The 15566-nt window shown below is 34.2% G+C and carries 10 protein-coding genes; 5 read left to right on the plus strand and 5 right to left on the minus strand.

Features of this window, described 5'->3' with window-relative positions:
* Window positions 1-36: 36 nt before the first annotated feature.
* From B6C84_RS01895 to uxaC, 4 genes are all read right to left on the minus strand, one after another.
* The gene (locus tag B6C84_RS01895) at window positions 37-1551 is read right to left on the minus strand and encodes an MFS transporter (protein WP_065613894.1); all 1515 of its coding nucleotides are present in this window, start codon (window positions 1549-1551) and stop codon (window positions 37-39) included.
* Window positions 1552-1641: 90 nt separating this feature from the next.
* The gene (locus tag B6C84_RS01900) at window positions 1642-3141 is read right to left on the minus strand and encodes a UxaA family hydrolase (protein WP_086353876.1); all 1500 of its coding nucleotides are present in this window, start codon (window positions 3139-3141) and stop codon (window positions 1642-1644) included.
* Window positions 3142-3149: 8 nt separating this feature from the next.
* Window positions 3150-4619 (minus strand): tagaturonate reductase, encoded by a 1470-nt coding sequence (locus tag B6C84_RS01905; protein ID WP_086353820.1) that lies wholly within the window; start codon window positions 4617-4619, stop codon window positions 3150-3152.
* Window positions 4620-4666: 47 nt separating this feature from the next.
* Complete coding sequence (gene uxaC, locus B6C84_RS01910) at window positions 4667-6079, minus strand: glucuronate isomerase (RefSeq protein WP_086353819.1); 1413 nt, start codon at window positions 6077-6079, stop codon at window positions 4667-4669.
* A gap of 263 nt (window positions 6080-6342) precedes the next feature.
* Here uxaC and exuR point away from each other — a divergent pair, with 263 nt between their 5' ends.
* The gene (exuR, locus tag B6C84_RS01915) at window positions 6343-7119 is read left to right on the plus strand and encodes a transcriptional regulator ExuR (protein ID WP_065577597.1); all 777 of its coding nucleotides are present in this window, start codon (window positions 6343-6345) and stop codon (window positions 7117-7119) included.
* Window positions 7120-7249: 130 nt separating this feature from the next.
* Here exuR and lolA read toward each other — a convergent pair whose 3' ends face one another.
* The gene (lolA, locus tag B6C84_RS01920) at window positions 7250-7843 is read right to left on the minus strand and encodes an outer membrane lipoprotein periplasmic chaperone LolA (RefSeq protein ID WP_086353818.1); all 594 of its coding nucleotides are present in this window, start codon (window positions 7841-7843) and stop codon (window positions 7250-7252) included.
* Between the two features lie 185 nt (window positions 7844-8028).
* Here lolA and B6C84_RS01925 point away from each other — a divergent pair, with 185 nt between their 5' ends.
* From B6C84_RS01925 to nrdA, 4 genes are all read left to right on the plus strand, one after another.
* On the plus strand, window positions 8029-9363 hold the full coding sequence (locus B6C84_RS01925; RefSeq protein ID WP_086353817.1) for a replication-associated recombination protein A: 1335 nt from the start codon (window positions 8029-8031) through the stop codon (window positions 9361-9363).
* Between the two features lie 331 nt (window positions 9364-9694).
* The gene (locus tag B6C84_RS01930) at window positions 9695-11083 is read left to right on the plus strand and encodes a hypothetical protein (protein ID WP_086353816.1); all 1389 of its coding nucleotides are present in this window, start codon (window positions 9695-9697) and stop codon (window positions 11081-11083) included.
* 406 nt (window positions 11084-11489) lie between these two features.
* Complete coding sequence (locus B6C84_RS01935; RefSeq protein ID WP_086353815.1) at window positions 11490-12869, plus strand: hypothetical protein; 1380 nt, start codon at window positions 11490-11492, stop codon at window positions 12867-12869.
* 288 nt (window positions 12870-13157) lie between these two features.
* Complete coding sequence (nrdA, locus tag B6C84_RS01940; RefSeq protein ID WP_086353814.1) at window positions 13158-15443, plus strand: class 1a ribonucleoside-diphosphate reductase subunit alpha; 2286 nt, start codon at window positions 13158-13160, stop codon at window positions 15441-15443.
* The last annotated feature ends 123 nt before the right edge of the window (window positions 15444-15566 follow it).

The raw sequence follows: 15566 nt of genomic DNA on the forward strand, positions 1-15566 counted from the left end.
ACTTTAGGATCAGTACAGCTGATCCTGATTAAGAATTTATTTCGTTTTAGTCGTTTTTTGTTTGAAGCCAATATTATTATTACCAAAACATTTTTCATAATTGATGCCAGATAATTCCTCAACCACTTTGCGAGTTTCAGGGCTAACATCTTCCATTTTGCCTCCTTGTCGGATACGGGCAACTTCATTAATAATGATAGAATGAGTAGCATGATCAAGTTTCATTCGCCATGCAAAGAATGCACCAATTAAAGCCATGCCAATAACACCATATAAAATAATGCCATTAATTGCATCAATCGCACTTTGTGGTTGAATATGTGATTTCGATTCAAATCCATAAGCACTTAATATCACACCAAGTACAAAAACAATTGAAGCTCGAACTAATTTACCGGCCATCGTCATTGCACCTGCATATACTCCTTCACGACGACGATTGGTTACCACTTCATCTACATCCGCAAGGAACACATATACACTCCAAGGAATATAGTAAACACCGCCAGTTCCTAAACCAAACCAAATGGTAATACCCACTACAAGCCAAGTAATATGCGGTAGATTAAAGTAATAGATACCGACATAACCTATCATTGATGAGACAACAATTAATAGAGCGATAATAAAAGGTTTTTTAAAGCCTTTTTTGGCACAATACATCATAAAAAAAGCAGTGGAAACTAACTGGCAAATACTACTTAATGAATTCATTGAAGCAACAAATGAACGTGGTTCACCGAGACTAAAAACAATGAAATAGGTAAATACCGCTGTAAATAACCATTCAGCACCAAAACCAAATAAATACATGCCTAAATGTGTTCTAAATGTTTTAATACGGAAGGTGGATAGAATATCAATAAACAGCTTTTTGATAGCCTCAAAAAAGCTATGAACTGACTCGTCTTTTACCTCATCTTTAGGTTTTTCCCAGCTATTACAATACAGCAAAATTAACGCTAACATCATAATAGTTGCATAGGTAATTCCGGTTAATAAAAATGGGGTTGCTGATTCTTTACTATAAAAATAAAAAAATACACCGGGAATTGCCGCCCCTAAGAAGTTCGCTACTTTACCAAACATCGCTTTTGAACCAGTTAAATAAGTGCGCTCCGAAAAGTTAGAGGTCATTTCTACCGGTAATGTATTAAATGGAATCATAATGCTGGTATAAATAATCTCAAATAAAATATACGTTATGAGGTAATACCAAAATCCCATACCATCGATCCATAGCATAGGGTAAATAACCATTAGAGGGATGCCAATCAAAATAAAGAATCGACGTCGTCCAAATCGTTGACCTATTTTAGTTTGATAAAAATTATCAGTAATAAAGCCCATCAATGGATTGAGAATGACATCAAGATAAGTGGCAATTGAAAAAATTAGTGCAGCTTGTACCACACTTAATCCACAAAAAGTGGTATAAAAATAGAGCAACCAAGCACCGCTAATCGCTAATGCTCCACTACCTATTAAATTACCACTACCATATGAGAATCTTACTAACCATGTAATTTTATTCTCTTTTTTTTCGTTCATAAAAGATACCTATATTATTTAAAAAAAAAGGGTCCCCGCATTAAGTCCCGAAGGACTTAATGTCATAGGTATTAACTATTGAATTTATGCCTAGAGAGTTACGCCGCTTTTTAAGATGGCTAAATTCCTGAAATTATTGATTTCATTTCGAGTTTTTTCGCCACTAGCGATCAGAGCAATATGCTCAATAAACTCTAGCAACAAAGATTGCATCGACACACCTTGTATAAGCTTACCGGCATTAAAATCGATCCAATTGGCTTTCTTGTCGGCCAATTGGGTATTAGTTGCAATTTTCACTGTTGGCACAATTCCACCATAAGGCGTACCTCTTCCCGTAGTGAAAAGAACCATGTGACATCCAGCAGCCGATAAAGCCCCAGTAGCTACAGCGTCATTACCTGGTGCACTTAGTAAATTCAAGCCATGTTTAGTTAACATTTGACCATATTTAAGGACATCAATAACTTCACTGCCGCCCGCTTTTTGGGTACAACCGAGAGACTTTTCTTCTAAGGTTGTAATCCCACCAGCCTTGTTACCAGGAGAAGGATTTTCATAGATAGGTTGATTATTTGCAATAAAATACTGTTTGAAGTCATTTATCATATCGACGGTTTTATCGAAAGTAAACTCATCAACACAATGTGACATTAAAATATTTTCAGCACCAAACATTTCTGGCACTTCAGTAAGTACACTTGTACCACCATGAGCAACAACATAGTCAGAAAAAAGGCCGAGCATTGGATTGGCTGTAATGCCAGAAAAACCATCTGAACCACCGCACTCCAAACCAAATTTCAATTCACTTAAGCGCCCTAATTGGCGTTTATCTTGTTTCATAATCGCATAAAGCTCTCTTAAGTGAACCAATGCTGCTTCCACTTCATCGGTTTCTTGCTGAGCGATTAAAAATCTAACTCGAGATTCGTCGTACTCTCCTAAATCAGCCTTAAATTCTGAAACCTGATTATTTTCACAACCAAGTCCTATCACCAAAACTGCACCAGCATTAGGATGTTTAACTAAATTTTGTAAAATAGTTTTGGTATTTTGATGATCTTGTCCTAATTGAGAACATCCATAAGGATGTTCAAGTACCGTAATACCATCAATTGCTAATTGATTATTTAACTCATCACGAAACTGTTTAACAATTTGTTCTGCAATCCCGTTAATACAAGTTACCGTTGGTATGATCCAGAGTTCATTACGAATACCAACTTCACCATTGTTACGTCGATAGATCTGTACTTCTTTATCAGCTATCTCATGCAACAACTCATTTTTTGATAAAGTAGGTTGATATTGGTAATCATTAATATCACTTAAATTAGTTTTCAAATTATGCGAATGAATATGCTCACCCGCTTTAATTAAGCGGGTAGCATGGCCTATTGGTAAACCATATTTAATAATATTCTCGTTTTGCTCAATATCGTTAAGGGCAAACTTATGCCCTTGTTTAATCGGCTCTTGCAGGTCAATAACCTGGCCATCAACAACAATATTTTTTTCATGTGCTTCTAAATCAGATAATGCTACCCCAACATTATCTTTATTATTAATTTTTATAAATTTAATCATTGAATTACTCATACTATTTTGCTGCCAGCAATACATTTTTCAATTGCTTGACGCATACCACCTTCAATTATGATCGTTAAATATTGTGTTAATGTTTGCGCTAATTGCGGGATACTTAGTAGATCGTGCTGCCAATGAGCTGTATCACCTAATACAACTTGAACTAAATCTTCTAATGAACTTTTACCCTCAGCAATCGCTGTCCAACTACTATTAAAACGTTGTAACCAAATTGCATCATCTTGTAATGGATAGTTTTGCCCATTACGCACACCACGATAAAATGCAATTAATGCAGCAAAAGAGAAGACTAAGTGTTTAGGTAATGTCCCTTTCTCTTGCTGATAATTGATCAATTGAGGAAGAATACGGGTTTTAAACTTAGTCATACTGTTTAAGGCAATTGACATCAATTGATGTTCAATAAATGGATTTTTAAAACGACTAATCACTGAGTCAGCAAAATCAACCAATTCTTGATGAGGTAAATCTAAAACAGGAATAATTTCCTCAAAAATAGTCTCTTTAATATAAGATAAGATCTGTGCATCATTCATTGATTCGCCAACAGTATCAATACCCGCTAAATAAGCAACTGGCACTAAAGCGGTATGTGCTCCATTTAAAATCGCCACTTTACGCTCTTTATATGGTTTAATATCATCAACAATTTTGATATTTATATCGCATTTATCTAAGCATAACTTGTCTGCCAACCATTGAGGTCCTTGAATAACGAACAGATAAAAATATTCCGCTGAATCAATAAAATTATCTTTATAGCCCAATTCAGCTTCAAGTTCAGCAATTTGCGCTTTCGGATAACCTGGTACGATTCTATCAACTAAAGTCGAACAGAATAAATTATCATTTTCAAGCCAGTTTATGAATTTGTCTGACAAGTTCCATTGGTTGGCATATTTCAGTACTAATTTTTTAAGTGCATCGCCGTTATAATCAATTAATTCACAAGGGATAATAATCAAACCACTTTCTTTACTACCCGCAAAGTGAACAAATCTTTCATATAAAAATGCGGTTAATTTAGCTGGATAGCTAGTTGCAGGTTTATCGGTTAATTGGTCACTTTCAACATAACTAATGCCTGCTTCGGTAGTATTTGAAAATATAAACTGAATATTCGGATCTTTAGCTAACTCAAGATATTCATCATATTGAGTATACACATTGATTTCATTATTCACTGAACGAATCAATCTAAACTCCTTCACGGCTTGATTCTGTTCATTTAAACCACGAACCAGTGTGGTATACAAACCATCTTGAATACTTAATGATGGCGGAAAATCGGTATTTAACGGTCGAACCACCACAACACCCGCATCAAGATCAGTTTTCTCATTAAGAATATCTAACTGCCAATCTAAAAATGCCCGTAAAAAATTACCTTCGCCAAACTGAACAACACGCGTCGTATATTTTGCTCCCGGAAAATCATTTCTATTTAATGTTTTCATTACTCTAACTCTTATTTAATTACTCTAATTACAACGACTTAATACTCTTAACTCAATTCAATACCAAAATAGTTTTTAGCATTATCAAAACTAATATTTTTAACCATTTGTCCTAATAATTGGATATCACGAGGAGCTTCACCATCTTCAACCCAACGTCCAATCATGCGACATAAAATACGTCTAAAATATTCATGACGAGTATAAGATAAGAAGCTACGGCTATCAGTTAACATACCAACAAAACGACTTAATAAACCAAGTTGGGCAAGCTGTGTCATTTGACGAATCATGCCGTCTTTTTGATCATTAAACCACCAACCTGAACCAAATTGCATTTTTCCTTGAATACCTGCACCTTGGAAGTTACCAATCATTGTGCCTAGAATTTCATTATCAGAAGGATTTAAACAGTATAAAATTGTTTTAGGTAACGCATCTTGTTTAGCTTGGGCATCTAATAATCGAGAAAGAGGCTGGGCAATCGGTGAATCATTAATAGAATCGAATCCAACATCTGGCCCCATTAAATTAAACATTCTGGAATTATTATTACGCAATGCGCCAATATGATATTGTTGAATCCATTGACGTTTGTGGTATTCAACACCTAAAAAAATAAGTACTGCCGTTTTAAATTGAGCAACTTCTTTAGCGGTTAAAACCTCGCCAGATAAACGTTTAGTTAAAATGGTATCCAACTCTTTTTCAGAGGCTTCTTCATAAACAACGGTATCTAATGCATGGTCAGAAATCTTACAACCATGAGCAGCAAAATGGTCCATACGTTTGGATAATGCCTGACAAAGCGCTTGGAAGTTAGAAATTTCCACGTCAGCTACCGCAGAAAGTTTTTCCATATATTGGGCAAAAAATTCAGAATCAATATTAAATGCTTTATCTGGACGCCAGCTTGGTAAAACTTTAACCTCAAATGAGCTATCTTCGGCAATAGTTTTATGATGAGCTAAATCATCAATAGGATCATCGGTGGTACCGGCCATTTTAACATTCATTTTTTTCATAATGCTACGAGCTGAAAACTCTGGAGTGGCAAGCATTTCATTACAACTATTCCAAATTTGCTCTGCTGTAGTTGGTGATAATAAAACATTATCAATTCCAAAAGGACGACGCAGTTCTAAATGAGTCCAATGATATAAAGGATTACCAATGGTGTGAGGAACTGTTTCCGCCCAAGCCTTGAATTTGTCTAAATCACTCACATCAGTACCAGTACAGAATTTTTCAGCAACACCATTGGTACGCATTGCGCGCCATTTATAATGATCACCTTTTAGCCATATGTCATACAAATTTTTAAATTGATAATCGTTGGCAATTTGTTCTGGTGGTAAATGGCAGTGATAATCAAAAATTGGCTGTTCAGCCGCATAGTCATGATAAAGTTGACGAGAAAATTCAGTATCAAGCAAAAAGTTTTCAGTTAAAAAACTCATTTTATTCTCCAAAAAGCAGTGATTAACTAGTAAGTTTAGATGTCAATATTTTGTCTTATATTAACATATAAGACAACTTAAAAAGTTGACATACATCACATAATTAACCCATACCCATAATATATAAAGGGATATTTTTTTATTGAAAGTTAGCTGACAAGTATGTTTATTTGAAAAAATTACAGTAATATTATTTAACTTAGCGCAATTAGATGTTATTTTAAAAGTCTGAGAAAACTTAAAGGAATTATGCCAACTTCACCATGACCCAAGAACAGAACGAATATCAACGACTTTATCAAGTAATCGCAACTGAACTTAAGAATCGAATTATTAATGGTATTTATCCAGTTGGCAGTAAATTACCTTCCGAAAGATTAATTTGTGAAGAGTTAAAAGTTAGCCGAGCAGTAGTCAGAGAAGCCATTATCATGCTTGAAGTTGAAGGTTATGTTGATGCACGTAAAGGGTCTGGCATCCATGTAATTGCTAATAGTTTGCAAAATAATATTATTACCGCCTCACAAGGTTTAAATTTTTCGACTACAGGCCCCTTTGAGTTACTACAAGCTCGGCAACTTATTGAAAGTAATATCGCCGAATTTGCCGCCACTCAAATTACTAAAGATGATATTGTTAAACTTTTAGAAATTCAGCATAACGCCAAAAAAGAAGATCATTATCGAGATTCTGATTGGGATTTAAAATTTCATACTCAAATTGCAATGATTACCCGAAATACTGCTTTGATCACAATTGTTCAAGAAGCATGGCAGCAACGGACATTAAATCCTTTATGGAAAAAACTTCATGAACATGTACAACAACAAGATATTGAAAGTTGGTGGGATGAACATGATAAAATTTTAGAAGCACTAATTAATCGAGATCCTAAAGCGGCTAAATTAGCTATGTGGCAACATTTAGAAAATACCAAAAAAATGTTATTTGATGCAGCTAGCGAAGATTTCGAAACCAAACGCGACCACTATCTCTTTTCTGATAATCCAGTTATTAGTATTAATGAAACGGAGCATTGAGAGAGTTAGTAAATAGCCAATTTAGCAGCACAGCTTAAAAACAACTAATAAGCAAATTAAAACACTTTGCATTAGTAGGCAAAATGTTTTAATTTCGTGAATCAGAAAAAATTAGATATTACTAAAATTATTAGCGTTGATCGTCAATTGTTACCCCAGCAGGTGGTGTAAACTTGAACTTATCCATCGTAACTTTGCCTAAAGTTTGGCGAGATAAATCATAAAAGCTGCGCTGACCATCTTCTTCAATAATCGTGAAATTAGAAATCATGCCGGTTGGTAAAACTGAAATAACAAAATCTTGATTAGAGCCATCAGTCGGTTTTAAGGTAAAAGAATCTTGTTTACGTGTAACATGATAGGCATTCCAAATTGGATTATGATTATCAGTAATTAGCAACATTAAACGATTATCAACCGCTTTTTTCAAACTCATTACACTCACTTGTTCAACGGCTGGAGTGTAGACCCACATATTAGTTCCATCAGAAATAATCGAAGTTTCATCAGGTTCAGTCATTGTCCAATTAAAATAATAGGGTCTTGTCACCCATAAATCACCTTTTCCTTGTTGAACTGGTTGCTTATCAGCAGTTTTCACATCTTGTGAAAAACGGGCATAAAATCCATCAATTTTAGCTAATCGTTCTTGTAACACCTCTTTATCGCCTGCCCATGCAGAAAGACTTGTAAGTAACCCAATTAACATTAAAAACTTCTTCATTACCAATCCTTATGTATTTTGTGTAATAAAATATATTCAACAATCATCTATTTTAATAACTAATTTAGTTCAAAATATTACCGTTTTTCTGTTAGCTGTGGAAGATATTTTCTTTTCTTTTTCACTATTATTAGTGAAGCGGTATATAATAACCATATTTTGTAATTACGGGTATATAGTACACCATGCCTAGTCTCTCTTTTGAATTTGGTACAGATGAATTTAAACCTTTAGCTGCAAGGATGCGCCCACGCAATTTATCAGAATACATTGGTCAGAGCCAGCTACTGGGTAAAGATAAACCTCTACCTAAAGCCATTGAGGCGGGTCATCTGCATTCAATGATCCTGTGGGGACCGCCTGGTACAGGTAAAACCACCTTAGCAGAAATTATTGCCCATCATGCCAACGCTAAAGTTGAACGTATTTCAGCAGTTACTTCTGGTATAAAAGATATTCGAGAGGCAATAGAAAGGGCAAAAATAAACCAGCAATCTGGTGTTAGAACCATCTTGTTTGTTGATGAAGTCCATCGTTTTAATAAAAGTCAACAAGATGCATTTCTACCTTATGTCGAAAATGGTACGGTAACCTTTATCGGAGCAACAACTGAAAACCCATCATTCGAATTAAATTCAGCACTTTTGTCTCGCGCGAGAGTATATTTACTAAAATCACTGACCAATAATGATATTGAGCAAATTTTACAACAAGCTATGAATGATACTGATCGGGGTTATGGTAACTTAAATATCACATTACCTGAACAAACTAAACAACAGATTGCCGAGTTTGTTGGTGGTGATGCCAGGAGGGCATTAAATACACTTGAATTATTGGTTGATATGTCTGATGGTCAAGCCCTTACACCAGAATTACTAAAAGAAGTCATTGGCGAGCGTAGTGCAAGATTTGATAATCAAGGCGATCGTTTTTATGATCTGATCTCAGCTGTGCATAAATCAATTAGAGGCTCTGCACCTGATGCCGCACTTTATTGGTATGCCAGAATCATTTCGGCTGGTGGTGATCCACTTTATGTTGCCCGTCGATTATTAGCAATAGCTTCAGAAGATGTTGGAAATGCCGATCCAAGAGCAATGCAAGTAGCACTAGCTGCTTGGGACTGTTTTACTCGAGTGGGGCCAGCTGAAGGCGAACGAGCTATCGCCCAAGCAATCGTTTATCTTGCTTGTGCACCAAAAAGTAATGCTGTTTATCTTGCATTTAACCAAGCAATGAAAGATGCCGCATCTCAGCCAGATTATGATGTACCAGAACATCTACGCAATGCACCAACCCAATTAATGAAGAATTTAGGTTATGGAGCTCAATATCGTTATGCCCATGATGAACCTAATGCCTTTGCTGCTGGTGAAAACTATTTTCCTCCAGAAATGGCGGCAACTAAATACTATTATCCCAACCAACGAGGAGCTGAAAAAAATTACGCAGAAAAATTAGCTTGGCTAGAAGATCAAAATAAAGCGAGTAGTATTCAACGCTATAAATCGAAATAAAATTAGTAATGTAATTTTAATATTTTTTATCAATTGAAATTACATTTCATTTATTACTCGGCAAACTATAAGTTATCGATAATCCCAGCGTTCTTATCCACATAAAAAATAAACTAATCTTAAAAAGCGTTGATATAAATCAAAAACAAAAAACCTATATTTTACAAAAACTTAATTAAAGAAACTAATATCAATTTAATGAATTAACAATCGTTTACAATTATTTGTTAGCTATAAACTATCATATAAAATATAATCAGATGTGAAATCTTATACGCAAAAAACCTTTCTAATAAATAATTAAAGAAAAATGAAATATAGGGAATATACCGTGAGTTACCTAACGAGCAGTAGATATTTAGCACTATGGTTTTATTTAGTATTATTATTCCAATCAATCCAGTCAACTGAAGCCAGCCTCTCACAAATAACGGTTAACTCAATAACAGGATCACCACCTCATTTATCACTACCATTAGAGATGAATATAGACGATTTAAACTTATTTGGTTTAAAAGTTTATAATCAAAATTATTATGGAAAGGAGATTGATCATTTACCACTCACCAGTAACTATCCATTTAAAGATAAAGTCGCAATTGCACCAATGAAATATCCAAACGAAAATGAATACGTTGATGTTGATGGTGATGAGTTAGTTGGGTTTGAACATAATGGCAACATTCAAATGGAATGGTTTTATACCAATTCAAAAAATAAATTAGTTTCGTTTGTTCCAACAGCTGTTGATACATTTTGTTCTTTAGCTAAAAAAAATATAACTGCACCATTTAAAGTAAAATTGACTACTGATGCTTTATTACTAGTATCAAAATATGGTGAACCTGACTATTATCTCTATCCTAATGAGGAAATAATAACATCACCTTCAAAAACTTATACCATCATGGATGATGTTGGAATTTGTTATGCCAAACCAGAATTAAAACCAAAAGAATCGGGTGCTAACACAGAATCACAATGGGATCGTGATAATGGCTTTTTACCACAATCGACAAATGATCCTAGCAAAAATTTTCCTTCTACTGGTTTTTATGGTGCGCAATTTCAATTAATTTTGACTAATGAACAAATTGCCAAAGATTATGAATGGTCAATTAAACAAGGTGGTGAGTTAGTACAAGTTAACAAAGACGATAATACTCAAGCTGTTACGGTATCATTTGATATGCCTGATGCTAAAGATCCAGCAAAAGCTTGGCAATATATAATGGGATCTGGTGATGGATATACGGTTATTGTTGAAGGAAAAAACCCTCAAAGAAATACCACTATTCAATATTCATTTACTCTCGTTAAATGGTTTACCGGTTGGGATGAAAATAAAATTGGTGAACCCGGAGCTTCTATTACAACGGGGCCCAAAGTGGATGAAAGCTGTAACGCCCTAGCTGGCGGTGGAAAGTATCGTATAAGTTATACTAATGAAGTGGTTAATTCCAGCTTACAGGCAGCTAAAGCTAAATATACTCGAGAGATAGGCACCCTTTTTAGTGAATGGGGAGACCCTAGTCAAAAAGCATACCCAAATTCTTGGGCAGCTAATGATAAACAAGATGCTAGATATAAAAGAATTTGGCTATATGATCCGGATAAACAAAAATATTGTGATTTGCATACTTATCAAGCCGTTTATCACTGTGTCGCTGAAAATGGTTTAAAAAATGGCTTATGCACAGCAGTAGATGAAAATAACTAGTAATTTTTACGGACAGTGAAACATTAAAGGATATCTAATTCAGATAGCTAATTTAACTTTCCTATCCTTACATCAACAAATATAAATCGCTGATCGCTTTGACTACCATAAATATCAATAGGGTTTCCAAAGTGAATCGCAATATAAAAATGGTTTATGTATATCATATTACATTAATTGAATGATAGAGGTATAGAATAATGATATTTATCAAATAGTTTAAAAAAATATTAATACATTATTACAAATACAATAATGATTAATCATCTTTAAGATCGACTAAAGCGATTGTTTGCTTTATAATCGGCGCCACAAAAAAACAAAAATAAATAAAAATATAATTTTATCAAATATTTATAAATTACTAAATTAAAATGATAAAGGATGAATAAAAAGGAATTTAACAGTGAATCAAATCATCAATAAGTCTGTAAAGAAAATATCTTCAATACTACCTTTATTACTTGTATCCCCTTCTAGCTATTGTTCACTCGATTCAAAAACTGTTCAAGCAATTCATGGTAATAAACCATTATTATCAGCACAATTAGAAAATAATATAAAAGACTTTGATCTTTTTGGTCTAAATACCGATGGTAAAAACTATTATGGTGATGAAGTTAAAAATATGCCATATTCAACAAGTTATCCATTTAAAGAACGCATAAAAGTTGCGCCTATAAAACTTCCTGATAATAGCCAATTTGTTGATGATGATGGCGATCAACTGTCTGCAATCGATACCAGTAGTGCAATTACCATGAAATGGTATTATACCAATGCTAAACATCAACTTATTGAATTTGAACCAGAAGATAGCGATACATTTTGCTCATTATCTGAAAAAGGGTGGTATGCGCCTTATAAAATTAAATTAGAAGCAAATGGCATACTATTATATACCCAATATGGATTACCTAATTCAAATCAATACCCTAACGAAGACATTATTGATAGTCCAGCGAAAATGTATACCTTATTGGAAGATAATGGATTTTGTTATGCACGCCCTTCATTACAACCAAGTGAAGCCCAAAGTGGTCAAAAAAACCAATGGAATAAAAATTATGGTTTCTTAATTCAATCTAATACAGAATTAAGCAATTTTCCGACTACTGCTTTTTATGGTGCACAATTTGACCTAACTCTTGCCCAAAAAGGCATAGCCGACCAATATGATTGGCAATTGATAAAAGGTAAAGAACTTGTTAGTAAACCAATAATCAGTGCAAATAACGACTTTGTAACGCTAAGATTTGGTACTGATAATGCAAAAAATACCTTGATAGCTTGGAATTATGTCATGGGTAACAATACCGGTTATGAAGTCATTTTAGAAGGCACCCATATAACTAATGGTTACAAAATTCGTTATGGATTCACTATAACAAAATGGTATTCTGGATGGAATCTAGCTACTATAGGAACAGGTATTAGCTCAATAGGAAAGGCATCACAAATTGCCGAAGCATGTGAGCAGTTACCAGGTAATTATCGTATTACTAATGCAGATGAACTGAGTAACGCAAATTTTAATGCAGGAAAAGATGCAATATTTACTCGTGAAATAGGTTCATTAATGAGTGAATGGGGTTATCCAACACAAGAATCATACCCAGACTCATGGGCCCCGGCATTAAAAGAAAATAATAAACGAAAAAGAATTTGGGTCTATGATCCGACAATGAACAAATATTGTGATTTACATCCATATGATGGTAAATATCACTGCAAAAAAGAGAGCCAAGATAAAAATGGCTTATGTATAGCGGTCGATACTAATTAAATTTATTATTCTATATTTAGAGCTCTATCGATTCATAGGTAGAGCTTATCATTGGCAATTTTTGTTTTTCTTTTATACCACCTATCATTATCGTTTTTACTATCAAAAACAAATTCAAAAAATATTATCCGTAGTTATTGATTTTCGTTAATAAATTCCCGATCACTGTTTATTATGCATACTACATATAGTAATAAAATGATTAATAGGCACTATATATTGTATATTTTGACAAATATCAATTATCATACGTTTCATTAAAACATAAAAATGGATGATAAATGAATAATGAACAAATCAATGCTAGTAACTAAACGTGATGGGAAAAAAGAACCTATCGATCTTGATAAAATCCACAAAGTAATCACTTGGGCAGCAGAAGGATTAGATAATGTATCTGTTTCTCAGGTTGAATTACGTTCACATATTCAATTTTATGATGGTATCCGTACTTCGGACATTCATGAAACTATTATCCGTGCAGCGGCTGATCTTATCTCTCAAGATGCACCTGATTATCAATATTTAGCTGCCCGTTTAGCTATCTTTCATTTACGCAAAAAAGCCTATAATCAATTTACACCACCATCACTTTATGAACATGTAAAAAAACTTGTTGCTAGCAAACGCTATGACAAACACCTTCTTGAAGATTATACTCAAGAAGAATTTGAGCAAATGGATAAAATAATCGACCACTGGCGTGATATGAATTTTTCCTATGCAGCCGTCAAACAACTTGAAGGCAAATATTTGGTTCAAAATCGCGTAACCGGCGAAATTTATGAAAGTGCTCAATTCTTATATATCTTAGTTGCAGCGTGTTTATTTGCTAACTATCCAAAAGAGAGTCGTTTAGATTATATCAAACGTTTCTATGATGCCGTTTCGACCTTTAAAATTTCATTGCCGACACCAATAATGGCTGGGGTTCGTACACCGACTCGCCAGTTTAGCTCGTGTGTATTAATTGAATGTGATGACAGCTTAGATTCTATCAATGCCACAGCTGGTGCGATTGTAAAATATGTTTCACAACGAGCTGGAATTGGCGTGAATGCGGGTCGTATACGAGCATTAGGTAGCTCAATTCGTGGTGGTGAAGCCTTCCATACTGGTTGTATCCCATTTTATAAATATTTCCAAACTGCAGTTAAATCATGTTCACAAGGTGGTGTTCGTGGTGGCGCAGCTACAGTATTTTATCCACTCTGGCATTTAGAAGTTGAAAGTTTATTAGTCCTACGTAATAACCGTGGTGTTGAAGAAAACCGAGTACGACATTTAGATTATGGTGTACAAATCAATAAATTAATGTACCAACGTCTAATTAAAAATGAAAACATCTCTTTATTCAGTCCATCTGATGTACCGGGTCTTTACGATGCTTTCTTTGCCGACCAAGACAAATTTGAAGCTCTTTATCATCAATATGAACAAGATGTTAATATTCGTAAACGCGTAGTTAAAGCAGTTGAATTATTTTCATTATTAATGCAAGAACGAGCATCAACTGGCCGAATTTATATTCAAAATGTTGATCATTGTAATACTCATAGTCCATTTAATGCTCAACTAGCGCCAGTACATCAATCCAATTTATGTATGGAAATTGCCCTACCAACTAAACCACTTAATAACGTTAATGATGATAAAGGTGAAATTGCACTTTGTACTTTATCTGCTTTTAATTTAGGTAAAATTGAATCTCTTGACGATTTTGAAGAGCTAGCTGATTTAACCGTTCGTGCCCTAGACGCATTGCTTGATTATCAAGATTATCCGATTCCGGCAGCTAAAACGTCATCAATAAACCGCCGCACATTAGGTATTGGTGTAATTAATTATGCCTATTATTTAGCTAAACATGGAGTTAAATATTCTGATGGTAGTGCCAATAACTTAACCCATCGCACATTTGAAGCAATGCAATATTATTTATTAAAAGCATCAAATAATTTAGCTAAAGAAAAAGGTGCCTGCCCACTATTTAGTGAAACAACCTATGCTCAAGGTATCTTACCTATTGATACTTATAAACAAGATATCGATACACTTACTAAAGAACCATTACATTATGATTGGGAATCTTTACGTCAATCAGTCAAAACTTATGGTTTACGTAATTCTACTTTATCAGCATTGATGCCATCTGAAACTTCCTCACAAATATCAAATGCCACTAATGGTATTGAGCCACCACGCGGATATGTCAGTGTTAAGGCGTCAAAAGATGGTATTTTAAAACAAGTGGTACCTGAATATAAAAAATTAAAAGATTTATATGAGTTACTTTGGCAAATACCCAATAATACAGGTTATTTGCATTTAGTCGGTATTATGCAGAAGTTTATTGATCAATCAATTTCAGCCAATACTAATTATGACCCAACTAAATTCCCTAATGATAAAGTACCAATGAAGCAGCTATTAGCTGATTTATTAACAGCTTATAAATATGGTGTAAAAACCCTTTATTATCATAATACACGAGATGGTGCCGAAGATATTCAAGGTGATATTGAAGTCTCATCAAGTGATGATGGTTGTGAAGGCGGAGCATGCAAAATTTAATTGTTCTGCTTAGCCCTAAAAATAAAAGTAGTGGATAACAAGCCAGTTGTCCCTACTATTCCAACTTTTTACTTATCTGCACAGTAAAAAGCTTAACAAATTTCTGTTAGGAGTTCGATTATG

The sequence above is a fragment of the Gilliamella apis genome (assembly GCF_002142155.1).
Lineage (GTDB): Bacteria > Pseudomonadota > Gammaproteobacteria > Enterobacterales > Orbaceae > Gilliamella > Gilliamella apis.